The organism is Halorussus halophilus, from assembly GCF_008831545.1.
In the GTDB taxonomy this organism is placed as follows: domain Archaea; phylum Halobacteriota; class Halobacteria; order Halobacteriales; family Haladaptataceae; genus Halorussus; species Halorussus halophilus.
In genome coordinates this window covers 2,159,610-2,183,569 of the sequence record NZ_CP044523.1, presented here as the reverse complement: position 1 = coordinate 2,183,569, position 23,960 = coordinate 2,159,610, and the positions used below count along the sequence as shown (strand labels likewise).

Genomic DNA, 23,960 nt, shown 5'->3' with positions numbered 1-23,960 from the left:
TTACCACACCCGGACGAAGAGGTCGTGCTCTTCATCGTCGAGGACTACGACTCGGCGAGCGACGACGACGCTGTTCGTTTCGGACGGTTCGTTGCCTGCACGCAGTTCGACACCGTCGCTCGATTGTACGACGCCACCTTCCTCGACGGTGACGTTGACGTGTGTGTTAGACCCGACACCGACCGCCGCAGGCAGGTCGGCCGCATCCGCGTCGAACGAACACCCGGCAGTCGATCCGTCAGCGTCGAAGAACTCCCGGGTGCAGGGTTCGTCGAGGATGGCTGGGGTCGTGGGGTCGGCTAGCAACTGTTCGGCGAGCAAGCTTGCCGTCCGGTCGGCGGCGAGCGCATCGCCGCCGTTCGAATCGGTGAACGGTTCGAAGACGCTGGGGAGGAACGCCACGACGAACAACACCGTCAGCAGGAAGACGCTCATTCCGACCACGAAGTCGATGTTCGTCTGGGCGCGACTCGTGGGGGCCGTCTCGCCTCGCGTTCGGGAGTTAGTTGTGCGGGACATGGTTAGATGAACATGAAGGTGAGCAGGGCGACGGTGGGCAGGACGACGGCGAACTTCACGCCAGCCAGCAGGGAGGCATCGCGGATGTAGCCGGCGATGAACCCCGACAGCAGCGCTTGCAGGGTGACGGCGTGGAAGAACAGCATCGACAGCAGGTTCGTATCGATGCTACCACCGAAGCTCATCCCGCCAGCACCACCAGCACCCGAACCACCGCTCGTGGTCGCCTGACTCGACAGTCCGGTCATCACGTCGAGGAATTTGACCTTGAGGATGGCCATCACCGCGAGCAGAGTGAGGTAGGTCATGATGATGATGACCACCTGCATCCGCGAGCGCGAACGGCGTTCGCGATCGATGTCGTCCTGATTCTCACTGGCCTGTGCGGCGGTAGTGAGAACCGCCGAAATCTGGCTGGAGGCTTCCTGTGCCTTTCCGATGAGTTTGACAGTCCGGGCGAGCCGTGGGATGTGATACTTGTTGTTGAACTCCACGAGCGCGGCTTTCAGTCCCGTGCCGTACTCGACTTTCGCGTGAATCACGTCGAACTCGTCCGCGAGTTTACCAGTGGAGGTGTCCGCGACGGTCTGGATGGATTCGAGGAGGGTCAAGCCGGTGTTGTTGGCCGACGAGAGCTTTCGGAGGTTGTCCGAGAGTTTGCCCACGATGGCCCGCCGCGACCGGACGTTCCACTCGCGGAAGACCGCCAGCGGCAGGAGGTTCAGATACACCGGGACGTAGACGTAGATGAACGTCCCCCAGACCGGGTTGGCTATCATGCCGTCCAGCGTTCTCGGTGCCGCACCGGTCCAGACTGCGTTGGCGACCAGCACGAGCGACGCCGGAACGGTGAGTCCCAGCACGAACGTCGGATTGTCGCGGAAGAAGACGTGCGGTTGCTTCAGCAGTTCGACCGTCTCGTGTGTCCCCTCGCGGCTCTTGATGCGGTCGAAGATGGCGAACTCGCCGACGAACCGCTCGACGAGACCGAGGTGGAGTAGACCTGCACCGGTCGTGTTCGAGACGGTGTGGCGCTCGTCGGAACCCTCCGGGTCGAGGAAGCCGTCGCCGGGGTCGTCCTGCTTGACCGTCGAGACCAGCACGAGGAATCCGACGCCCGTGAGCGGAATCAGGCCGTACACCGCCGCGTACAGCATGTCGGTCTTCGCCTGCCCGAGCATCGACATGATGACGAGGATGATGATGAGCAAGAGGGGGAACAGCGAGAGGGTCATGTACATCTCCCCGAACAACTCCAGCGTTTCGAGGGTCATCTCCTGTTCCTGCTTGGCGGTTCGCATGTGCTTGTCCTTCTTGTCGTCGAGGAAGTCGCTCATGTTCCCGCCGCTGTTGACGATAGAGAGCATGTCGGTCAGGAACTGACCGAGTTCGTCGCTCGGCGTCTCCAGCGACCGCTTGCGTATGGCTGTCCGGTAGTCGGTGTCGAAGTATTCGGTCTCTTGGACGATGCTCTGGAACTCGCGGGACACCTCGCCGTAGGTGTCGTCGGCCTTGGCGATGGCTTCGAGAATTTCGAGTTGGTTCAGTCCGCCGATGGAGAGGGCGTACATGAACGAGATGGCGTCCGGCAGGAGCATGTTTATCTCCCGCTTGCGCTCGCCCGCTCGCATGTACGGTATCGCCACGATAATGCCGAACCCTGCGGCGAAGCCGACGGACCCGAAGACCAGACCGCTGGTGACGACCAACGCCGGTATCTTCAGTGCGTTGATGACGGCGACCATCCACTCACTCGGGAGTGGTACACCGATGAGGACGCCGACGTCCACGACGCCGGTTGCGAAGAGTGCGTACCCGAGGAGCGTCCCCAGCAACCACAACAGGCCGCCCGCGATGGTCCCGATAGCCAACCCGCGTGAGAGGTAGAGTTCGGCCGTCTCGGCCATTCGTGCCTCCGCAAGTTTCGTCTCCACGTCGGCGACGAAGTCACCGTCGTCGTCGAAGATGTACTCGAACAGGGGGTAGAAGGCGTCGGCGAGCGAGTCGGTGGTTCGCCGGGTGCCAGTCGCCGTGCCGTGACCGCTGCTCATCGGGCGTCCTCCGGGTCGCCCTCGTCGTCCGCGTCGTCAGACGACGAACTGCGAGCGACGCCGTCACGGCCGCTGTTGTCGTCGGCGTCTGCGGCGTCGTCATCGTTGCCGTCCGGGTCGTCCGCTTCGTCTTCGAACGCGGCCTCGAACCCGCCGAAAGCATCCTCTGATTGCATCGACTGCTCGGCATCGTTTTCGGTGTCGTCGTCTCCCTCTCCGGTCGGCGACTCCGAGTCAGTGTCTACGCTCTCGTCTTCGTCGTAGAGGTCGGCAGGGACACCGGTTCCGAGATCGTCGGGGTCAACGTCGAACGGTGGCGATTCGGGGTCGCTGTCGCGGTCCGTCTCGGGCGGACCGTTCGCGGCGTCTTCCGACTGGTCAGTCGCCGTACCCGGCCTGTCGTCCGGACCGTTGCCCTTCGAGAGCGCGACGGCCAATCCATCGACAGAAGCATCCGCACCGCGGTACTGGTCGAACAGTCTGTCTTCTGCTTCAGCGAGGATGCCTTGGGCGAGTTCGTAGGTCTCTTGGTTGGGGTCGGGCCGGGGGACCATCTCCTCTTTCTCCGGGTCGATGTCGATGTGGACGCTCTCCATCTCCCGGAGGTCGGCCAGCGACTCTTCGAGTTTGTCGTTGGCGATGAGCGTGAGGATGGTGTCGGGGTCGTTGATGAACGCCTGTGCAGTCGCGGCGACCTGCGTGTACTCGTTTAGACCGTTCTTGATGAGATACGCGAGGATGACTCGACGCTTGAGAATCTCCTCTTCCAGTCGTTCAGCGTCCCACCCGCGGTCGAACATGATCTCCTGCATCGTGTTCGACCCCGAGAGGCGCATGAATTCGTCGTCCTCGGCACGCCACTGGAAGATGTCCTGAACGTTGATCTCGTCGTTCTCCGCGCTGTACTCGTTGATTTCGGTCAGCGACTTGTTCCGACGCACTTTGCTCCCCTTTACACGGGTCTGGGTCTGGATGGAGACCAAATCGAGTGCGGTAAAGAGCGTCTTGCTGACGTTGATCGGTTCGGTCGTGAACCGCTTCAGGACCTCGCCAACCGTGTCTGCGTGGAACGTGGTGTAGGTCGTGTGACCTGTGGACATGACCTGAAACAGCGTCCGACCTTCCTCGCCGCGAATCTCGCCCATGACGATGTAGTCGGGGCGCTGTCGGAGTGCCGCTTCGAGCAGGTCGAACTCGTCCACGTCGCCCTTGCCGTCGTCGTTGAACGAGGGCCGGGTGACGCTGGCAATCCAGTTGCGTTGGGGCAACTCCACTTCGCGGGTGTCCTCGATAGAGACGATCTTCGTGTTCGAGGGGATGAATAGCGAGACGGCGTTCAGACTGGTCGTTTTCCCCGAAGCCGTGCCGCCCGCGAAGATGAGCGACTTGTGGTTCTCGATGGCGAGCCAGAGGAACGCCATCTCTTCGAGCGAGAAGGTGTTCCAGTTCACGAGGTCGATGGGCGTGAACGGCACGTCCTTGAACTGGCGAATCGTGTAGTTGGTTCCGTGGTCCGAAACTTCTCGTCCGAGCGTCAACTGGGCACGGGAGCCGTCCGGCAACGTGGCGTCCACCTGCGGTTGGCGCTTGCTGATGCCCTTCCCGGAGCGTTGGGCCATCTTGACCACGAAGTCGTCCAACTCTTCCTGGCCGTGGTAGACGTTCGTGATGATCTGCTCGTAGTCGGTGTGGTAGACGAACACCGGCGAGTTGTAGCCGTCTACGGAGATGTCCTCGACGTTGATGTCGTGTTTGATGCCGTCGATTCGCTCGTAGCCGACGAAGTTCCGGCGCAGGAAGTACAGCAGTTTCTCGGTCTGATACTCCGAGAGACTATCGTCGTCTTCCTCGATGAGGACCGGTTCGGGCCGGACCATGATGCCGTCGAGACCACCCGACTCGTCGGGTTCGAGTGCCTCGATTTTTGCCTCGAAGAGCGTGCGAGTCTGTTCGCGCAGGCTCGCGCCGGGGTCCAGCGACACGTCCACGCCGACGTACTCGACCACGCCGAGCCGTTCGAGTAGTGGTTCGTCGTCGTCGACTTCCGTCGCCGGAAGCGAAGAATCGTCGGTAGTGTCGGGGAGGTCCGCCGCCTCGTCGTCGGCTTCCGACGCCGAATCAGTGTCGCCAGCGGCGTCGGGCGACTCTGGCGTCTCCGTCGAAGGGGTCTGGGCGTCGGCGTCGTCCGCGTCCACAGTGCCACCGTCAGCGGCGACTTCTTCGGCGTCGGCGTCCGCGTCTGGTGTCGGTTCCGCGTCGTCGATTTCGGACTCGTCTGCTTCCCCTTCGTCACCTTCTGCACTCTTCGCGTCCTTCTCGTCCGGGTCGCCGCCGAACTGCTCTCGAAGGCTCTCGCGGAGCGGTTCGAGCGCGGCGTCGGTCTCCTCGCGCGCGCGAGACAGGCTATCGGCGACAGAGTCCCGCGTCTCCGAGACGGAGTCGCGCGTCTCGTCGTAGCGTTCGAGCAGTTCTTTCAACTGTTCGGCGCGCTCGCCGTCGTTCTCGGCGTAGAGGTCGTAGCGCGCAAGCAGTCGGAGCGCTTCGCGTTCGATGACGTCGCCGCGCTCGTCCTCTTCTGCCTCCACGACGACCTCGTCGCTGGAGTACTTTATCGAGGAGCGCAGTTTGCCGGTCAGGAACTCGGTGAGGTCTGCTTCGATGGGTGTCGAGTACGGTTCGACGAGGTAGTACTTCGTCTCGTTCTCCTTCGCCGAGTGGAAGATGACGACGAACGAGTAGGGTTTGTTCACCCAGTAGCGGTCCACTTCGCGGAAGTGCTGTTTCTTGGGAAGCGCGACTTCCTTTTCGAGGTCGTAGCGGTTGACGACGGTAGTGTGACCCTCTACGGTCGAGAAGAAGGCGTCCTCGTCCAGTTCCTCGGGCACGTCGAGGGTTCGCTCGTCTTCGACTTCGAGCAATTCCTCGGCTTTCGCCGCGCCTTCCGCGAGTAACCCCTCCAAGTCCTCTTCGGGGAAGCCGAGCCACTCTTCCTCGTCGAACCGCTCGATATTGCCGTCCTCGTCGCGAGGACGTTCGGGCGCGGTAACGTCTGTGTCGGTGTAGTAGTACTCGTACTTGAAGTGTTCCCAGTAGTACTCGCCCTTGGTGACGGGCGTCGTCGCGGGGTCTAACCAGTCTTCGAAGTCACTGCTCAGGTCGGTGACGGCGAAGCCACCCTCGAAGACGCTCGCCGGGAAGTCGTCGTGGCCGACCCACTCGCTTCGGTCGAAGGGGACGACTTCGCTGTCCTCGTCGCGAGGCCGAACCTTGGTTCCGTCCTCGCTCTCCTCGTAGTAGTACTCGTAGCGGAAGTGCTCCCAGAGGTAGTCGCCGAGTGCGACTGGGGTCTGGTCGGGGTCGAGGTACTCCTCGAAGTATGCACTCAGGCCAGTCGCCGCCTCGGCTCCAGCATCGACCTGGTCGTCCGTCTCCGCGGGGTCGAATCCGAGGTACTCATCGCGTTCGAAGGGGTAGGGCTTTCCGCGCCAGTTTGTCGGCGGCCCACCGTCCTCCCAGAACACGTCCTCCTCGCAGTCGTCCCACGTGTACTGGCCGACGGTCACCCGTGCGCTCGTCAACTCGTCGTCGGAGATGTCGAGCGATTCTGGTTCGTCGTCTGCGTCTGCGTCGATTCGCTCGTCTTCGTCCTGTTCGTCTTCGTCCGAGTTGTCTCGCTCGTTCGCGTCTGAGTCGGACTGCTCGGGTCCGTTCGAATCGGCTCGTTGTCCTTCCGAATCCTCACGTTCGTCGTCTTCCCCACCGAACGACACGTCGGGCTGTGCATCGTCTCGTTCGTTGGCGTCCGCTTCGGGTGGCGCGTCATCCCTCTCGGATTCGCTCGTAGCTTCCGTCTCCGAGTCGTCAGCCACTGGCCGTGTCTCTTCGCTCGGAGTGTCCCCGTCCCCTTCGTCGTTTGCTTCGGAGGCGGGCGTCTCAGATTCCTCGGTGCCCGTCTCGCGCGACTCGTCGCTCATTGGCTATTTCCTTCCACTAATCATTGAAAAAACCTTGTACTGTTTGGCATACATGTCATTTTGGTTTCGGAACGTCAGAAACGAATCATCCCTAGCGAGCACCGATGCACTCGGGACTCAGGGGCTGTCTCGGGCAGTTTCGTCCGGTGCTTGACAGTGACAGCAAGCTAATCCGTCGGCGAACCGCAACACGTAACACGACCGACTCGCAACCCACGTTCGTGGTTTCAGCACGGGTCTTCGCGCTGTTGAGTACGATGTTCCTGGTCGTCGGCGCGTTACTCGTCGGGGACGCGATTCACGTGTCGCTGGTGACCGGCGAGTTCGCCGTCACTCACTGGTGGGTCTTCGGTCGCTTCCTCCTCGGGAGCGTCTTCATCGCGTTGGGCTATCGATTCCGGACGCCCACCTCGGAGTACGTCGATATGCCGTCGGGCGAACCGACCCGCGAACAGACCGACGAAGACGGCGAACCGGCCGAAGGTGCGACCGGTGACTTCGACCCCGAGATGTCGCCACTTGGCGACGACGGCTTGGAGCACCTCGACTCCGACGACCGGTCGGCGGGGGAACGACCTACGGACGACCAATCGGAAGCCGACCAGTTTCCAGACGCCCAGTCGCCGGACGAGCGGGACGACACCGACGAGTCCTAACGGCGCTTGGACCGCCAATTAGTGGCGGCAACCGAACAAGTGCGGAACTTTTAACCTTGCCGGATTGTACCACAAACCATGGCGCTACGAGAACAAATACCGAAGCCCCTGCGCGGTCCAGTGGGCTTCATGTCGCTCTTCGTGATGTTAGCTGGCGTGGTGATCGGATACGTCCTCACCGTCACTGGGATCACGCTCTACTTCGGACTCCAACCGTTCCCAGAGGGAGCCGTTTCTAGCACGGAAGCGCTCACCGTCATGGTCGTCGGCTTCGCCGTTATCGGTGTCGGCTACGCTGGATGGCGCGGCTTCAACTACTTCGCTTACTAGAACTATGCCGACGGACGTACGCAACCACCCCGACGCGCCAGACTTCGAACAGCTTCAGAACGTCGTTCTCGACCCCGTCACTCAGGAGGAGATACAGCGGCGACGCCACGACGGCGAGGTCCTCGTCGAGGACGTGGTCAACGAGCGCGACGACTTGGACGTTCGGGCACCGGTCAGTAACGAACCCGGAGAACCCATCGATGGCGACGTGGGCACGGTCCTCTATCGACTGGTTCAACTGTTCGGCACGCCGCAGTTCCCGGAGTACATGGCGGGCGAAGACATCAGCGACCGTCACGAGACGACCTACAAGTACCTCTTCCGGGCGCGCGTCGAAGACGACAGCGACGAACTCCCCGACGAGTGGCTCATGACGATTCAAGACTGGCGCGTCGAACTCGGCGTGAGCGTCGCCGAGTGGCGCGATTCGGACGAATCGTTCACTGCCGACTCGACCACGGCGTTGACTTCGCTGACGCTCGCCCAGAACGTCACCGCGAGCGCGGTCGAATGTGACTACGAAGACATCTGGTACTAATCGCCATGGACGACCCCATGGACGCGGTGTACCGGTGGCTGGAAGACGACACGAATCAAATTTTGACGTTGTTCTTGCTGGCGGCGACGCTCGGCGTCGGTAGCCTCGCGTACTTCTTCCTCAGCGGTGACTCCTCGCCGAGTCGGTTGCAGTTCGCCCTACTGTTCGCATCGGTACTCGTGATATTCTACGTCTCGCTCCGCAGTAGCACGTTCTGAGCGGGAACGAACACCGGGTCCTCTGTCTGCATTCAACTACCCGTCAGCCAGTGCATTATCGAAAATACGACGATTAACGACGCGATAAGTATCCCGGCGAACGCGGGCACGATGAGTTCGTAGGGGTAGAGACCGACCCAGTGACCACCGTAGGCGGCCACGACGAACGTCGGGACCGACAACAGGAAGAACAACGACGAGAGGTAACTGGCCAGCGTCGGGTCTTCGTTGTGGCTCGCGAACGTCCCGCGCTCGCGGATGGTCTTCTCCGGTTGCGGGGTGTCTTTTGGCACGATTTCACGTATGCGACCACTGCGGTAAAAGGGCCTCGGTCAGGGGTCGAGTACGCCGCCCACTAACAGCACGGTGAAGTACGCGGCGTAGAACGTCAGCAGGTACGCGAGAATCCCCGAACTGACTGCTCTGCCCAACATCCCCGGCAACAGCAAGTCGCGGGCGGCGGGCGGGTAGTTGAGAATCCACAGCGGCGCAATCCAAGCCGTGACGTGGATTCCCAGTCCGACGACGACGGCGACGAGCGACAGCGTGATGCTGTCTGCGAGGTCCTCGGAGAAGAAGTGTGCGTACGCGCCAGCGATGGCGACGAGGACGAGTGCCCACGCGGGGTCCACTCCCCAGGGGATGAACGACGCTTTGATGTACATGAACGACCCCATCCCCGCGACGACGCCGACGAGCGAACCGAGCGTGAGTAGCCGTCCGCGGTTGCCGAGCAGTTTCGTACTTCGATTTCGTGCGTCGGCCGCGCTCGCGTTCTCGGTCACGACGTCGTCACCTCGATCTCGACTTCGTGGTCCTCGATAGTCCCTTGCAGTTGGCCGGTCACGGTCAACGTCCCCGACTCGATGGCCTCTGCCACTCGCTCGCTCTCGCCGTCTTTGATGGCGAGTCGAGCGGTTACCGTCTCGGTCTCATCTGGAGGAACGGTCGTTTCGTCCACTTCCGCCCCGAGTTTCGTCACCGCCGCTCCCTCGACGTTCCCGTAGAGTCTGCCGAACGAGACGGTGTACGCGCTCCGCGTCGGGTTGTCGATTCGAATCGTCGCGACCAACGTCTCACCACCGTCTGCCGTCTCGTACTCGACGGGCGTCGCTTCGATGCTGACCTTGTTCATCACCGAGATGTGAGCCGACAGCGTCGGGACGAACAGCGCCGTCGCAATCAGTGCGACCAGCAGGAACGACGCCACCGTGAGTGGCTTCTCCGGGCGGAGGGAACTCCCAATACTCGTCATCGGATTGTCGGAACGACGGGGAGGGTCCAAAAGAGTGTTCCGAAGCGCGGCGTCGATTACTTCGGGTCGAAGTAGCTGAGGACCACCACTGCGGCACAGTACCCCGCGAAGAACGTTATCAGGAACTCCGGCAGGCCCTTCGTCACGGCCTGTCCCAGCATGCGAGGCAACAGGAGGTCACGTGCGCCGACTGGGTACGGCAGTATCCACAACGGCGACACCCAGACGACGAGGTGGACGACAGTGCCGACTGCGAGGCCGACGAGCGCGAGTCGAATGCTCTCGACGAGGTCGGCAGCGAGTACGTGCGCCAGAATCCCCATCACGGCGATGAGAGCGACTAACCACTCTGGCCCGACTCCGTACGCCACGAGGTCCTTCTTGGCGTTCATGAACGAGGCCAATCCGCCGACGAGACCGAGCGTCGCCCCGAGGGAGACTACCTCTCCGACTCCGCGAACGCGACGGGAGAGGTGGCCAGCGCCGACGGTCTCGCTACGCATCGTTCTCACCTGCCGTCACCGGGACGCGAATCTGTCGGTCACGAATCTTCCCGGTCAGTTCGCCAGTCGCCGAAAGGGTCCCAGACGCGAGTGCGTTTCGGGTTCGCTCTCGCTGTCCTTCTCGGACGGGCGTCCGTATCTCTATCTGTACCGTCTCGCCCGGCGAAACCGTCGTCTCCGACAGTTCGGCACCGAGTTTCGTCAACTCGGTCCCGTCGGCGTAGCCTGTCAGTTGCACGTACGAGACCGTGTACGTCGCTCGCGTCGGGTTTTCGAGTTCGACGGTGACGACGAGCGTCTCACCACTGTCCATCGTCTCGTACTCGACGGGCGTCGCACCGATACTAGACGTATGTTGGACGGCGACGTACGACGACAGCGTCGGAACGAACACCGCTACGGTGCCCACGCCGATGGCAACCAACACGGCGAGCGTCACCGGTTTTCGGGACCAAACGGGCAAAGCATCTGCAGCCATCTCCCCCGAAATATCAAAATCTTCACAGAAAAGTGTTCCGACGGTGTGTCAGTCGTCGGCCTTCGGTGCAGCGGGTTCCGCGTCCACGGTCTCTTCGTAGAGGTGACACGCGGCGATCTGTTCGGCCGTCTCGCGGAGGTCGGGATGTTGCTCTGCGCAGACGGTCTGGAACTCGCCGTCGAGCGTCTCCAACGCCGCTTCCCTGTCGCCGTTGAGGAGCTTTTTCGCAGCCTCTTCGAGTTTGTCCTGGGCGCTTTGCGGAATGTCGAGTCGCCCGACATCGACGGTGACGCCAGTCTCGCTCTCTGCGCGGTGTTCCTCGGGAACTTCCAACGAGAGCGTGTGTTCGAGCAACTCTGCGACCGCGCGGTTCGGCGAGGAGTCCACGTCTGCGTCGACTTCTTCGCCGGTGATGTCGCCAATTTGGACGCCCCGTTTGAACTGGAACGCTCTGCGGAACGCGGACTGACTTCCAGTCCAGTCCGCAGGCGGGATGATCTTCGAACAACGCGGGTGGAACCGACACCCTGACGGCGGGTTCCGCGGGTTCGGCACCTCGCCGGTCACGTTCGCACGGTGACGGTCTGCGTGTGGGTCGATCTCCGGCACCGCGTCGAATAGCGCCTCCGTGTAGGGGTGCTGGGGATTCTCGACCACTTCTGAAGTCGGCCCCTGTTCGATGACGTCGCCGAGGTACATGATAGCGGTGCGGTCGCACATGTACCGAATGAGCGAGAGGTCGTGACTGATGAAGACGTACGTGAGTCCGTACTCCTTCTGCAACTCCTTCATCAGGTTCAACACACCGGCACGAATCGACACGTCGAGCATCGACACCGGTTCGTCACAGACGACGAAGTCCGGGTCTACGACGAGTGCACGCGCGATTGCGACTCGCTGGCGTTCGCCACCGGAGAGTTCCTTCGGGAACTCGTTGAGGTACGCCTCGGCCGGTGAGAGACCGACTTCGTTGAGTACCTCGATGACGCGCTCGCGGCGCTCGTTGTAGCCGCTGTACATCTCGTTGATGCGAAGCGGTTCGATGACCGACTGGAACACCGTCATGCGCGGGTTCAAGCTCTCGAAGGGGTCCTGAAAGATCATCTGGACCCGCTGGCGGAACTCGCGCTCTTCCTCCTTCGTGAGGTTCGTGACGTCGTTGCCGTCGAATCGAATCGTCCCGTCGGTCGGTTGGTGGAGTTGGACGAGCAGTTTCCCCAGCGTGGTCTTCCCACAGCCGGACTCGCCCGCGATACCCATGATGTCGCCCTTGTTGATGTCGAGGCTCACGTCGTTGACTGCCTGCACGGGCGTCGGTTCCCGACCCATCAGCCTATCGACGACACCTTGAGACATGTCGAACCACTTGCTGACGTTCTCGACTTCGATCAGTGTGTCTGCGTTTCCGTCCATATTTCCTCCTTGACAGCGTCAGTTCGCATCTGTTCGAGGTCGTCGATCTGGTAACACGCCGAGCGATGCTCCATCCGGTCGGACGATTCACTGCGCGTCCCACGCTCGGCCGAGTCGACGTCGAACATCGGCGGGTGTGCGGTGTGACATTCGTCGGTGACGAACGGACATCGGTCGGCGAACCGACAACCCGAGTCCGGGTCGAGTAGCGTCGGCGGTGACCCCGGAATCGAGACGAGTCGCTTCTGTTCCTGTTTGACCGTCGGGAACGAGTTCTTCAGCCCGAGCGTGTAGGGGTTCGCCGAGTTCTCCAGCACTTCTTCCTTCGGACCGCTCTCCATCATCTTGCCGCCGTACATCACGCCGAGTTTGTCGCAAATCTCGGCCATGACGCTGATGTCGTGGCTGATGACGAGGATGGAGACGCCGAACTCTTCCTGTAGTGCCTCGATTTCGTCGAGGATGCGGTCTTGGATGATGACGTCCAGCGCAGTCGTCGGTTCGTCGGCGATAAGCAGGTCCGGATTGCACGCCATCGCCATGGCGATGACTGCACGCTGTTTCATCCCGCCGGAGTACTCGTGGGCGTAGTCGTCCGCCCGCTCCGGTTCGATGCCCACTCGTTCGAGCAGGTCCCGAGCCCGTGCGTCGGCTTCCTCTTCCGTCGTCATTGGCTCGTGGCGGAGAATCGCTTCCGTAATCTGGTCGCCGACTCTGTAGACCGGGTTGAGCGCGTTCATCGCACTCTGTGGGATGAGCGCGATGTTGCGCCAGCGAATGTCTCGAATGTCTTGGTCGTCGAGTTCGGTGATGTCGGTCATCCCGTCGCTACGGACGGGGTACTGGTCGTCGTCGATTATCTCCCGGCGGGCGTTGCCGTTCTCGTCCTCCCAGCGCGGGAGCGTTCCGTCGAACCAGACTTCGCCACTCTCGACGTAGCCGTTCGAGTCGAGCAGGTGGAGCAGTGACTTGCCGAGGGTCGTCTTCCCGCAGCCAGATTCGCCGACGAGGCCGAACGTCTCGCCGGGATCGACGCTGAAACTGACGCCATCGACGGCGTGAACTTGCGCGTCGCCAGCGTCGTATCGAACCGAGAGGTCGTTGACTTCGAATAGTGCCATATTAGCCGTCCTCCTGTGGGTTCGTCACGTCCTCCATCGAGAAGCCGATGAAGTAGAACGCGGCCGCGATGAGCATGATGCAGATGCCCGGTGGGATGAGCCACCACGAGGCCTCGAAGACGTACCCTTCAGATTGGATGTTCTGGAGCATCAGTCCCCACGAGTTCGCCGTGAAGTCGGCCAACCCGAGGTATGCGAGCGATGCTTGGGCGAGAATCGCCGCCGCCGCGTCCTGTGCGAGATAGACGAACGCCAGCGGCACGACGTTCGGCATGATGTGCCGGAACACGATTCGCGTGTCGCTCGCGCCCGCGACCTTCGCAGAGTCAACGTAGGCGCGCTCTTTCAGCGAGAGCGTCTCGCCGCGGATGAGGATGCAGTTGTTGAGCCACGAGGTCACGGCGATGCCGATGATGATGTTCGTCGTGCTGATGCCGCGGATGGCGACCAGCACGATGAGGAACGGCAGGAACGGCAGGCCGTACATCACGTCGACGATACGCTGGATAGTCTCGTCTATCCACGTGTCGCCGTAGAAGCCACTGATGAGTCCCAGCGGAACGCCGACGAGACTCGACAGGATACCTGCTGCGAGTCCGATGTACATCGCGTCGCGCGCCGAGTAGACCAGCAGGGTCAGGATGCCCTCGCCGGACGAGTTCGTCCCGAGCGGTGCGAAGAACGGGTCGCCGAAAGCAGGTGGATAGGGCAGTTGTTGGACCTGTTCGCCCGTCAGCCGTCCCGGCTCTTCGCCGAGGAACGCGACCCAGTTCAGCGAGTGCGGCGCGAACCACGACGGGAACAGTGCCCAGAGACTGAAGATGAACAGGATGATGAGACCGACGATACCCATACTGTGTTCGGTGTATCGGTCCCAACCACGGCGAACTCGCTCGATGCGAGGCCGCCACCGTTCTTTTAGCGAGTCCACTTGCGAGGCGTTTTCAGATTGCGTCGACATTAGGAGTCACCTCCGAACTTGATGCGCGGGTCGAGATACGTGTAGACGATGTCCGTCACCAGTCGCATCACGATGATGAGGACGGCGAGCATGAAGAACGCCGCCTGCGTAATCGGATAGTCACGTGACAGGACGGCTCCGACGATGACGTCGCCGAGCCCCGGCCAACTGAACACGTTCTCGATGATGACGCTCCCGTCAAGCAGGAACGCGAGTCCGACGATAGCTTGCGTCGCCACCGGAATCAGCGCGTTCCGTGCCGCGTGTTTCATCATGACTGTCCGCTCGCTGAGGCCCTTCGCTTGCGCGAGGAACACGTAGTCCTCGCTCGTGACGTTGTTCATCGACGGGCGCATGATGAGCATCGAACCCACCCAACCGACGAACACCGTGCTGATGAGCGGTAGCGCGAGGTGTTTGAGTAGGTCAGTTATGAGCGTCACCGCAGTCCACTCGAATCCCGGTCCGTAGACTTCCGTCGGGAACTTCGTGAACATGAAACTACTCGGAAGCCAGCCGAGCTTGTAGTTGAAGGCCCAGATGAACAACCACGAGATCCAGAACACCGGCATCGAGTACGCCAGCAGACTCCCGCTGAAGATGGCCTTGTCTCTCGTCGTGCCCCGCCACCAACCGAGGTACATCCCCATGATGGGGCCGATGATATATCCCGAGATGAAGATGGCTCCGAACAGGACGAGCGTTCGTGGGAACCGTCGTGCGATGATGTCCCACACTGGCTCTTTCTCAGTCGGGGACCGACCGAAGTTCCCCGTCTGGTAGTTCGTCATGAAATCGACGTACTGCTGCCACAGTGGTTCGTTGAGACCCCAGGTCTCCCGTAGTCGCTGGATGTCAGCCGGGTCGAGGTCCGGGGTTATCATCGACTGGATGAACGACCCCGGCATGCTCCGGATGAGGACGAACAGCAGCGACATGATGACCAGTAGGGTCAAGTACGAGACGACCACTCGCTTGGCCAGATATCGTGCGCTGATTCGCGTCATAGTATTACTTCTCGTGTTAGTTGTTTACTAGTTACCATAGCGCCTCTACTAGATACGTGCCATTTATGGTAGACGTTCGTTATCAATGTGGTGATTCCATACCGGCTTACATCTCCCTCGGCAGGGCTACTGCCCGGCCAAACTCCCTGCAGGAAAAAGGAAGACGCAGCGGAAACGACTCCGAAACCACTCCGGTGTCCGTTACTGCTTCAGGTGGATGTTGTTGATTTCCGTGCCGAAGTACGCGTACGCCGGGTCGACGATGTTCTCGACGAAGCCAGCGAACTTCGAACTGTTGACCGGCCAGCGCTGCTTGGAGTAGTCCATCAGCATGTACGGGCAGTCGAGGTAGATCTTCTCGATTGCCTTCGCCGTGGCCGTGTTACGCTCCTTGGGGTCCATCGTGGTTCGGGCCGTCGAGAGCAGTTCGTCGGAACTGCCGCCGTGGAGGCCGTATCCCGGCGAGTTGTACAGCTGGCTGTCTTCGTTGCCGTCCGAGAGGTCGTCGGCCTGCGAGGAGTGGAAGAACGCGTAGAGCGAACTCCCGAACGGACCGGTGCCGCCCCAGCCCATCGGGTAGATGTCGAAGTCTTCCTCGACGTAGACCTTCGCGACCATCGTGTTGAAGTCCACAGCCTGGGTCTTGATCGGAATGCCGAGCGTCTGGAGGTGCTTGGTCCATCGCTTGATGGCCTTGGCCTCCTTCGGCGTGTCCTTCGGCGGGTCGATGAACATCACGAGCGGGTCGCCGTCCATGATCTCCGGGATGGTCTTCCCGTTGACGCGAAGCTCCTTGTCGGCGTGTTCCTTGTTCTTGAGGAACGAGGTCTTCACCGGACCGAAGCTGTACTCGTGCTTCGCTTCGGACTGACTCGCCTTGACGCCCGAGAGCGTACCGGGGAAGTCTTTCCCGGCGAAGGTGCCCTGCGACCCGTCGATGACGCTCCCGTCGGTCAGGAACTTGCGGATAGTCTCGATCTTCGGCGTCCCGTCGTCGTTGCCACGGTAGGAGAACGCTTCCGTGGCGGGGTCGGTCGATAGTTCGCCGCCGAACACCTTCTCGGGTCGGACACCGGCGTAACCGGGCGATTGGGCGTAGTCGCCTTCGATGACGTAGCCGCCCATGAGCTGTTCGACCCAGTAGTAGTCGTCGAACAGCATACTCATTGCCTGTCGGAGTGCGACGTCGTCGAGTGGCTTGCGACGGAGGTTGAATCCGAAGTAGGAGAACCCGCTGTCGTAGCCTTTGACGAGGCTCTTGCCCTCTGCCTTCTTGACGTCCGGAATCTTCGAGGTCTTCATCGAGCCGTAGTGGGTGTCGATGTCGCCCTGCATGAACGCCTGGGTCATCGCAGTCTGGCTACCGTACACCTTGAAGTTCAGCTTTTCGAGGAACGGACCGCCCGCGAGGATCTGCTTGTGGTCTTTGCGCCACTGTAGCTGCGAGAGTGTGTCGTAGTAGTTGTCGTGGTCGAACGTAATCTGAATCGCCGTGTCGGGCTGGTACTTCGTCAGCCGACCCGGGCCGAGTCCGACAGGACCATCGTTCTTCGTCGGCTCGTACTGCTTGTAGTTCTTACCCTCCCACTTGTGCTTGGGGAGTAGCGGGAGACCGAACTGGTCCAGTTCGAACGTGGAGACGGGCTGAGTGAGCTTCAGGTGGAAGTCCCAGTCGTTGGACGCTTCACTGATGCTCTCCATCGGACCGATGGCCGAAGCGTACTGCCCCGGCTCGTTGTCGATGAGATACTGGTACGTGAACTTCACGTCCTCTTTCGTGAAGTCCTCTCCGTCGTTCCACTTCAGACCTTCTCGGACGTTGAAGTAAACGTCGGGTTTCGAGTCTGCACTGTCGGCGTTCTCGACTTTCCAGTCCGTGAACACCCACGGTTTGACCTCGAAGTTGACCGGTTCGAGGGTCGCACCAGTCTCGTAGATGCGCCACAGTGGAAGTGCGCCGTACACCGAACTCGACATGAGGACGTTCGGGGTGTCCGGTTTCTCGGGCAGTCCGTACGTGAACGTACCGCCACGTTCAGCGTTTCCTTCTTCGACTGTGTTGACGTCTTCGGTCGTCGTACCGTCTCCGCTGGTCGTCTCGTCACTGGTTGTGGTATCTTGGTTTCCGCCGCCACTACAGCCAGCAAGAGAGAGTGCAACTGCACCAGCACCGCTCGCCTTCAGGAAGTTGCGTCGACCTTTTGCCGTGTCATCCGATCGGTTGCGCCGGTCTGGCATACCAATGTGGTAGTCCAACGCATATTTAAATCTGTTGATTGGCAAGCAATTACACAATATGGGCACGTTACGCATGGTAACAGCCCATTTTTCATCTTTGTTCAGGATGGTATCCTCGTCGGTAACGACTGCTTATCGACCGGGATTCAAAAATTTCGAGCGGAAATCTGTTCTCGAAGGAGGAGTGGTGGTCCGCCGTCAGGTCGCTTTTCGAAGAAGCGACTATCCGCCGAACCCCTCGCCAGTCATCCCGAGAAACCCGTAGTACACTGTGGCGGCGACTGCCATCGCTGCGACCGAAATCCAGAGCTTCGGCGTCAGTACGCTCGCGTGGGTCTGTGCCCAAAAGATACTCATTATCGACCAGAGCGACGCGACGGCGAAGCCACCGGCCATTATCCACGCGGCCTCGATGCGTCGGTCCATCCGCGCTGCGATCAGTCCGCCAGTCATTATCATCCCGGCCATGATGGCGAGAACACCGCGAGTCTGTAACACGTTGTTCGACCTCACCCCGGACGTAGAACGAGAACCTGATAAGTCGTCCGATTAGGCGGGACGTTCCACGCCCAACTGCTCCAACAGCGTCGTCGCACCCTCGTGGGAGGATGCGGGACCCCGCGCTGTAACGAGGTCGCCATCGACTGTAACACTCGTCTCGGCGTCGAGTTCTGCGTCCCAGTTCCCACCTGCGGCTTTCACCTCGTCTTCGACCCAGTACGGTAGCTTCCGACCGTCGGGCATCAGGTCGCGGTCGTCCACGATGCCCTCTTCCCAGTCGTTGGGGAAGCCGGTCACGTCTCTCCCGGCGACGAGCAACTCGCCGCTCTCGTCGCGGGTGAACGCGAGCAGTCCGACTGCGTGGCAAACGACCAGCGCCTTTCCACCGTCGTCGCGTTCGACGACCGACCGCAACAACTCGCGGGCGTGTTTGTCTTGGTTGACGTCCCACTCAGTGCCGTGACCACCGGGGAAGACGACTGCGTCGTACTCCCCGGCGTCTGCGTCGGCTATCGGCATCGGATTTTGGAGTCGGTCGTCGCTCTCGTGAACCTCTGTGACGTGCTCGGCCGTCTCCTCGCCGACGTTGTCGGGGTCGATAGACCGCTCGTCTACGACCGGTTCGTCTCCGGTCGGTGTCGCGACGTCGATATCGACGCCAGCGTCGGTGAGTGTTTCCAGCGGGTCGGTACATTCCTCTCCCCAGTAGCCTTCTTGGCTGACGACGAACAGTGCGCGTGTCATCATCGGTAGTACCGTACGAATTTCAATAAAACTACGCGCAGGGGTACGACTCGCCGGAGAACGGTTCGCGTTGACTCGGCGATGAAACGCCTCGTTAGTGAAGTGAGTCCAGCAAAAACATAGCGGGAGGTAGATTTGAACCACGTCAGGACGTGCTCGCTTCGCTGCGCGCGTCCTGCCTCATTCAAATCTGCTCGAACTATTCTCCGGAATTCAGCGTTCGCTCGTCGCTACGCTCCTCACTCACGAATTGAATTCCGAACGAAGTAGCGGGAGGTAGATTTGAACCTGAGCAAGACGTCCCTGCTCATCCTGTTCCGCGGGCGTGCGACTTGCTGGGTTCAAATCCTCTCTAGAGATTTTCAGAAATCCGCTCCTCGAACCTCGTTACACTCGGTTCTCGTCGGTTGATTTCTGAAAAATAGCGGGAGGTAGATTTGAACTACCGATCTGCGGGTTATGAGCCCGCCGGAATCTCCTGGCTATCCCATCCCGCTACTACTTCGTAACGCCGACCAACTGATAAGGGTTCTGATTCGAGTGCCGTATGCGGATTAGTATCGTTATTCTCGCCCAAATTCGACCTGCACGTCGAACGCTCCTGTCGCTCCACGTATCCTCGTAGAGAGCAGTTAACTCCGGGCTACAGCGCGACAAACCCCAAGATGTTTATCGGTTCGTCGCTCGTCTATCATGCGATGGAGTACGCGCTCGTCCTGCTCTGGTTCCTCGCGTTTCAGGTTCTCGCGCTCGTCGGCTTACCGCTCGCGGCCCGCCTCTTCCCCCGGTTTCCCGACCGGGGTGCGGCGTTCGCGCTCCCCGTCACGTTGGTCCTCGTCGGGACCGTCTACTACTGGGTCGGCCACGTCGCCTTCTCTCGTGCGACGGCGTTCGCCTCCGTCGCCGTGGTCGCCGCGCTGTCGCTTTTCCTGATTTGGAGCGACCGGACGTTCCTTCCAGACGAAGCGTCGGACGACACTGCGGAGTCAGACGACATTGAGTTCAGTCCACGCGCGTACGCGGAAACTACAACCGTGTTCGCTCTCGCGTTCTGCCTGCTCGTCGCCATTCGCTCAGTTGACCCCGCAGTCAACGCCCCCGGTGGCGAGAAGTTCCTCGACTACGGCATCTTCACGTCGCTGTTGCGCGCCGAAGCACTACCGCCACAGGACATGTGGTTCGCTGGCGAACACTTGCTGTACTACTACGGCGGTCACTTCCTCTCGGCGACCCTCGCGCAGTTGACTGGTACCGACCCGCGATTCGCGTACAACCTCGCACTCTCCGGCTTCTACGCGACGCTCGTCACGGCCGCCTACGGACTCGCTGGTGCGCTGGCGGACGCACGCGGGGCGTCCCACCGCGTCGGCGGCGCGCTCGGTGGCTTCTTCGTCGGACTCGGTGGGAATCTCGTCGTCGCGGTGACGGGGCTGATTTGGCTCCTCCCCGACTCGCTGGCAAGTGGCCTCGCCAACTGGGTCGCCGCCACGCTCAGCGAGGCCCACTCCGGCGAACTCATCCGCGAGGGACTCTCGGAGTTTGGCTACTGGGCACCGAGTCGAGTCATCCCCCAGACGATAAACGAGTTCCCGATATTCGCGTTTCTCAACGGTGATCTCCACGCTCACATGCTCAGCACGCCGTTCCTCTTGTTGGTGGCCGCACTCGGGTTCGCCTACTACCAGACCCCTCCCGAGGCGCTCACCAGACGGCGACTGCTCGCCTTCGGTGCGATTCCGCCGACCGTCGGCTTGTTGAGTTTCGTCAACGTCTGGAGTCTCCCGACCGGACTCGGCGTCTTCTGGCTCGCGGTGCTGTTCGCGCCTGCGGACCCACTGTCGCTGTTTCCGGGCGTTTCGGGGACGAAGACAGAGACCCCGGTCACGGACGGCGGCGCTCCTGCGACGGTGCTTCGAGCGGAGGGACGCCGAATTGTCGGTGCGTTCGCGGCCGCAGCTGCCGTAGCTGCACTCGCCGTCGCAGTTATCGCGCCGTTCATCTTCGGCATCCTGCTCCAGTCGGCGAGCAGTCGGAGCATCGCGTTCTTCCCGAAGCCTTCCAGCGCGGTGGCGTTGCTCATGGTTCACGGCGTCTTCCTCGTCATCTTCACCCTGTTCCTTTGGCCGCGCGCACGCGAGACCCTAAACGTTCGGCCTGCACGCTTCGCGCTACTCGCGGCACTCCTCGCCGTGGTGGCGTGGGTCGTCGATTTCGCCGTGCTTGCACTCGTCGTTCCCCTGCTCGTAGTGGGATGGCTCCTTCTCCGGACGGACGCAGATTGTGGCTACGAGACGGTTCTACTCGTCGGCGGCGCAGGACTCGTGACGCTGGTCGAACTCGTCTACATTCACGACAACGCGGCAGGCGGGCGCATGAACACGGTGTTCAAGGTGTACATGCAGGTTTGGGTGCTGTGGGGCGTCGCCGCCGGAGGCGCGTTGGCCACGCTCGTCAGTCGAACTGGTCCTGCCGAGTGGACGATTCCCTCACTAGGCCTCACGCGTTCGGACCTGATGGCCGCACTGGCAGTCGTCCTCGTCGCCAGTTCGTCCGGGTTCGCCGGACTCGCGCTGACCGAACACTTCACCTCCGACAGCCCCATCCACCGCACGGACGACCCGACACTCGACTCGACGGCGTTCGTCGAGACGTTCCACCCCCACGAGGGCGAGGCGATCGACTACATCCAGGAACAGGCGGATGGCGGACAGCCACACATCGTCTCACCGCCCGGACTGTCGCCCTACTCGTGGTCGAGTCCGGCGTCCTCGTTGACCGGCATTCCAACTGTCGTCGGGTGGGTCAATCACGAGAACATCTATCGGGGCGACGAGACGGTCCGCTACCGCGTGGAGGACGTGAACCTCGTCTACACCGGTACGGAGGGAACCCGCGCCGAGATGCTGCAGAAGTACGACGTGCAGTACGTCTACGTCGGTCCGGAGGCCCGCGACCGGTACGCCAACAGCAACTTGGACTTCTCGAAGTACCAAGGCATCGAGGAGGCGTTCCGGAGTGGCAACGTCGTGGTCTATCGCGTCCACCAGTCGGAGCTAAGCTAGACGAGACGCTGATACAGTTCGACGAGTTCGTCGCCAACGTTCGCCAACCGAAATTCGCGGCTCTTCTGCTCGGCAGTCTCTCCCAACTCGCGTCGTCGCTGTTCGTCCTCGATGAGTTTCAGTAGTTCTTCTTCGAAGCTTCCCTCAGCCTTCAGGCAGTGACGACCGTCCTCCAGCCAGTGGTACGTGTCGATGTTTCGAATCACGGGCGGTGTTCCACACGACATCGCTTCCAACAGGGCCATCCCCTCGTTCTCGTTCTTCGTCGGGAAGAAGAACACGTCTCCGGCCGCGAACGCGCCGCGGATGTCCTCGACGTAGCCGGTGAAGGTGCAGTTTTGGGGTGCGTTCTCGACCAGTTCCTCGACTTTCGAACTCGTGAGCAGTCGGTCGAAGACGCCGTCGTTGCCGGTCGGGTTGAGGTAGCCGAACCAGACGAAGTCGGTGTCGGGCATTCGACGGGCGGTCTCGACGAAACTCCGCAGGCCTTTGCGCTCGATGACGTGTGCGACGTTGAACACGACCGGCGGGTCAAGGTCGTACCGCTCCAGATACTCTTGGCGCAGTGACTCGAAGCCGTCCAATTTCTCGGCGTCGAAGCCGTTGCTGACGACGGTCTTCGGTGTGTCGGTGTAGCCTTCCATCACCGCCTTCGTATGCTCAGACGGGCAGACGAGGTGGTCCGCCAGCGAGTAGGCCCGCCGAAGGTACGGTTTCAGTGGCTTCGCCAACACGTTCGAGAACGCAAAACTCTCCTCGAAGTCCTCGGCCGTCTGGTGGGCGTGAACCAAGACAGGAACGTCGTTCCGGCGAGCCTTCGCGGCGTAGAACACCGAGCGAGGCCCCATGTTGTTGAGGTGGAGCAGGTCAGCGTCCGTCGTGGGGTCGGTAGTGTAGTCGATGCCGCGTTCTTCCAGTATCTTGCGCTGGTTCTGGACCGACTGGTGGTGCCCGCCCGTGATGGCCGACTCCCACTCGAAGTAGTGGCTCACCTTCATCACTTGAGTCTGTCAACCGAGCAAGCGGAGTTGAATCTGTTGGTTAGGTGGCAACGGAAATGTGGACGAGCATAGCTTCGCTACTCGTAGCTTGTTCGCGGTAGAAATGCGCCGACCGGGAGTTCATCGAGTTGGCGAGGTGAACGTCGGTCGGGGTGCGACCGTTGGGAGTGCGCCGACCGGGAATTGAACCCGGGTCGATGGCTTGGAAGGCCATAGTCATACCACTAGACCACCGGCGCGCTTCGCTCACTTCGTTCGCTCGCGCCCCGAGGTTCGCAAATCCTTCGGATTTGCTCACCACCGGCGCACGTCGAACCTGTCTCCACCTTCACGTCCCTGCATTAAGGGCCTTACTGTTTCGCGGCGCGCACTTGTGCGTAGCAGTTGCCGCTCGAAATCTCGAACTCTACGAATTCGAGGTCGCTGGCCTCGATATCTTCCTCGAACTCGTCTGGCGCGTAGATGTGATAGAACCGCGGGACCGTCTCGCCGCCGGGCAGGGTCCAGTCTACCTCTGTATCGAAGCCCTCAGTTTGGTCGAACTTGTCGTGCGCGGTACTCCACGCGCTGACCAGCGCACGGCCTTCAGGTGTCAGAACGCGGGCCAATTCGTCTAAGCTTCCGACTCTGGCTTCCCTCGTGGGCAGGTGGTGGAGCGTAGCGACGTACACCGCCACGCCGATACTCTCCGCTTGCAGCGGGAGTCGCGCGGCGTCGGCTTGCAGGAGGTCAACGTCGAACGCACGCTCGGTCGCTCGGCTGTCGGCCTCTTCGAGCAGTCCTCGGCTCGCGTCTACGCCGACGACTCTGGCGGCGTTCTGCGCGAGCAGTTCGGCGTGGCGGCCGTTGCCACAGCCGAGGTCCAGCGCGACTCCGCCCCCCGACACGCCGTCCAGAAACTGCTCGACTTCCGGCCACGCGTACTCGCGGGTCGAGGAGAAGTGGGCCGCGATGCGGTCGTAGGTCGCCCGTATCTCGCGGCGCTCGGTGGCGTCGGCGTTCTCGTCCATGCGTCGTCTTCGGTGTCGTCCCGACAAAACGTCTGCCATCTCCGAGTCGTCACGTCACGACGGCGCGGTAGAACGGCCGTTTACCACGCTCCGCGTCCACGACTCGTCGCTCGGCACCGCCGTTGTGGACGAGCCGTTCGAGGATGCTCTTCACCGTCGCCACGTCGAGGATTTGCTCGACAGACAGTTCCGATTCGAACGACTCGCCCGGGTCTGCCTCGCACCAATCGTCGCCCATGACAGCGGTTGTAACCTCGTACACGTCGTATGCGCGCTCGTCGTTCGCGTGGAGAAATCGAACTATTTCCCGTTCGATAGAGCCTCGCTCCACTCCACGTTCGAAGTGCCGTGCGTCTATCGGCATACGCTCTGTAGCGCTC

At 61.4% G+C, this 23,960-nt stretch carries 23 protein-coding genes and 2 tRNA genes; 5 read left to right on the top strand and 20 right to left on the bottom strand.

The window, feature by feature from the left end; genetic code table 11:
• Genes F7R90_RS10820 through F7R90_RS22830 form a run of 3 tightly spaced genes read right to left on the bottom strand, consistent with a single transcriptional unit; the run spans position 1 to position 6,544 of the window.
• A complete protein-coding gene (locus F7R90_RS10820) occupies positions 1–519 on the bottom strand; it encodes a DUF7287 family protein (protein ID WP_158057452.1) in 519 nt (172 codons plus the stop codon).
• A gap of 2 nt (positions 520–521) precedes the next feature.
• The gene (locus tag F7R90_RS10815; RefSeq protein WP_158057451.1) at positions 522–2,570 is read right to left on the bottom strand and encodes a type II secretion system F family protein; all 2,049 of its coding nucleotides are present in this window, start codon (positions 2,568–2,570) and stop codon (positions 522–524) included.
• Entirely contained in the window at positions 2,567–6,544 is a 3,978-nt protein-coding gene (locus tag F7R90_RS22830; protein ID WP_368408502.1) for a type II/IV secretion system ATPase subunit, read from the bottom strand. Before F7R90_RS22830 ends, F7R90_RS10815 begins: the two co-directional genes overlap by 4 nt.
• A gap of 221 nt (positions 6,545–6,765) precedes the next feature.
• On the opposite strand from F7R90_RS22830, the gene F7R90_RS10805 reads away from it, so the two are divergent.
• The 4 genes from F7R90_RS10805 (at position 6,766) to F7R90_RS10790 (ending at position 8,286) form a co-directional block, all read left to right on the top strand.
• Positions 6,766–7,200: a hypothetical protein gene (locus F7R90_RS10805; RefSeq protein WP_158057450.1), complete on the top strand. Its 435-nt coding sequence runs from the start codon at positions 6,766–6,768 to the stop codon at positions 7,198–7,200.
• A 78-nt stretch (positions 7,201–7,278) separates the two neighbouring features.
• The gene (locus F7R90_RS10800) at positions 7,279–7,530 is read left to right on the top strand and encodes a hypothetical protein (RefSeq protein ID WP_158057449.1); all 252 of its coding nucleotides are present in this window, start codon (positions 7,279–7,281) and stop codon (positions 7,528–7,530) included.
• Positions 7,531–7,534: 4 nt separating this feature from the next.
• On the top strand, positions 7,535–8,068 hold the full coding sequence (locus F7R90_RS10795) for a hypothetical protein (RefSeq protein ID WP_158057448.1): 534 nt from the start codon (positions 7,535–7,537) through the stop codon (positions 8,066–8,068).
• 5 nt (positions 8,069–8,073) lie between these two features.
• On the top strand, positions 8,074–8,286 hold the full coding sequence (locus tag F7R90_RS10790) for a hypothetical protein (RefSeq protein WP_158057447.1): 213 nt from the start codon (positions 8,074–8,076) through the stop codon (positions 8,284–8,286).
• 32 nt (positions 8,287–8,318) lie between these two features.
• Here F7R90_RS10790 and F7R90_RS10785 read toward each other — a convergent pair whose 3' ends face one another.
• The 13 genes from F7R90_RS10785 to F7R90_RS10725 form a co-directional block, all read right to left on the bottom strand.
• Positions 8,319–8,579, bottom strand: a complete 261-nt coding sequence (locus F7R90_RS10785) for a hypothetical protein (RefSeq protein ID WP_158057446.1) — start codon at positions 8,577–8,579, stop codon at positions 8,319–8,321.
• A 39-nt stretch (positions 8,580–8,618) separates the two neighbouring features.
• On the bottom strand, positions 8,619–9,071 hold the full coding sequence (locus F7R90_RS10780; protein WP_158057445.1) for a hypothetical protein: 453 nt from the start codon (positions 9,069–9,071) through the stop codon (positions 8,619–8,621).
• Positions 9,068–9,541, bottom strand: coding sequence for a hypothetical protein (locus F7R90_RS10775; protein WP_158057444.1), 474 nt, complete (start codon positions 9,539–9,541; stop codon positions 9,068–9,070). Before F7R90_RS10775 ends, F7R90_RS10780 begins: the two co-directional genes overlap by 4 nt.
• Positions 9,542–9,597: 56 nt before the next feature.
• The gene (locus tag F7R90_RS10770; RefSeq protein WP_158057443.1) at positions 9,598–10,044 is read right to left on the bottom strand and encodes a hypothetical protein; all 447 of its coding nucleotides are present in this window, start codon (positions 10,042–10,044) and stop codon (positions 9,598–9,600) included.
• Entirely contained in the window at positions 10,037–10,522 is a 486-nt protein-coding gene (locus F7R90_RS10765; RefSeq protein ID WP_158057442.1) for a hypothetical protein, read from the bottom strand. The genes F7R90_RS10770 and F7R90_RS10765 overlap by 8 nt, the downstream gene beginning before the upstream one ends.
• Before the next feature lie 48 nt (positions 10,523–10,570).
• Positions 10,571–11,935 carry an ABC transporter ATP-binding protein gene (locus F7R90_RS10760; RefSeq protein ID WP_158057441.1) on the bottom strand — a complete coding sequence of 455 codons (1,365 nt, stop codon included), beginning with the start codon at positions 11,933–11,935 and terminating at the stop codon, positions 10,571–10,573.
• Positions 11,911–13,056, bottom strand: a complete 1,146-nt coding sequence (locus tag F7R90_RS10755; protein WP_158057440.1) for an ABC transporter ATP-binding protein — start codon at positions 13,054–13,056, stop codon at positions 11,911–11,913. The genes F7R90_RS10760 and F7R90_RS10755 overlap by 25 nt, the downstream gene beginning before the upstream one ends.
• 1 nt (position 13,057) lies before the next feature.
• Positions 13,058–14,017, bottom strand: a complete 960-nt coding sequence (locus F7R90_RS10750; protein ID WP_225741145.1) for an ABC transporter permease — start codon at positions 14,015–14,017, stop codon at positions 13,058–13,060.
• On the bottom strand, positions 14,017–15,024 hold the full coding sequence (locus tag F7R90_RS10745; RefSeq protein WP_225741144.1) for an ABC transporter permease: 1,008 nt from the start codon (positions 15,022–15,024) through the stop codon (positions 14,017–14,019). Before F7R90_RS10745 ends, F7R90_RS10750 begins: the two co-directional genes overlap by 1 nt.
• 201 nt (positions 15,025–15,225) lie before the next feature.
• A complete protein-coding gene (locus tag F7R90_RS10740; protein ID WP_192498280.1) occupies positions 15,226–17,262 on the bottom strand; it encodes an ABC transporter substrate-binding protein in 2,037 nt (678 codons plus the stop codon).
• Positions 17,263–17,484: 222 nt separating this feature from the next.
• Positions 17,485–17,760, bottom strand: coding sequence for a hypothetical protein (locus F7R90_RS10735; RefSeq protein WP_158057438.1), 276 nt, complete (start codon positions 17,758–17,760; stop codon positions 17,485–17,487).
• 51 nt (positions 17,761–17,811) lie between these two features.
• Entirely contained in the window at positions 17,812–18,507 is a 696-nt protein-coding gene (locus tag F7R90_RS10730; protein WP_158058897.1) for a type 1 glutamine amidotransferase domain-containing protein, read from the bottom strand.
• A 422-nt stretch (positions 18,508–18,929) separates the two neighbouring features.
• Positions 18,930–19,004 (bottom strand) — tRNA-Met (locus tag F7R90_RS10725).
• Between the two features lie 168 nt (positions 19,005–19,172).
• On the opposite strand from F7R90_RS10725, the gene F7R90_RS10720 reads away from it, so the two are divergent.
• On the top strand, positions 19,173–21,569 hold the full coding sequence (locus F7R90_RS10720; protein ID WP_225741143.1) for a DUF2298 domain-containing protein: 2,397 nt from the start codon (positions 19,173–19,175) through the stop codon (positions 21,567–21,569).
• On the opposite strand, the gene F7R90_RS10715 is transcribed toward F7R90_RS10720, so the two are convergent.
• The 4 genes from F7R90_RS10715 to F7R90_RS10700 form a co-directional block, all read right to left on the bottom strand.
• Positions 21,566–22,567 carry a glycosyltransferase family 4 protein gene (locus F7R90_RS10715; protein ID WP_158057437.1) on the bottom strand — a complete coding sequence of 334 codons (1,002 nt, stop codon included), beginning with the start codon at positions 22,565–22,567 and terminating at the stop codon, positions 21,566–21,568. The genes F7R90_RS10720 and F7R90_RS10715 overlap by 4 nt on opposite strands.
• A gap of 171 nt (positions 22,568–22,738) precedes the next feature.
• Positions 22,739–22,809 (bottom strand) — tRNA-Gly (locus F7R90_RS10710).
• Between the two features lie 111 nt (positions 22,810–22,920).
• On the bottom strand, positions 22,921–23,580 hold the full coding sequence (locus tag F7R90_RS10705; RefSeq protein ID WP_158057436.1) for a class I SAM-dependent methyltransferase: 660 nt from the start codon (positions 23,578–23,580) through the stop codon (positions 22,921–22,923).
• A 49-nt stretch (positions 23,581–23,629) separates the two neighbouring features.
• Complete coding sequence (locus tag F7R90_RS10700; RefSeq protein ID WP_158057435.1) at positions 23,630–23,944, bottom strand: hypothetical protein; 315 nt, start codon at positions 23,942–23,944, stop codon at positions 23,630–23,632.
• Between the last annotated feature and the right edge of the window lie 16 nt (positions 23,945–23,960).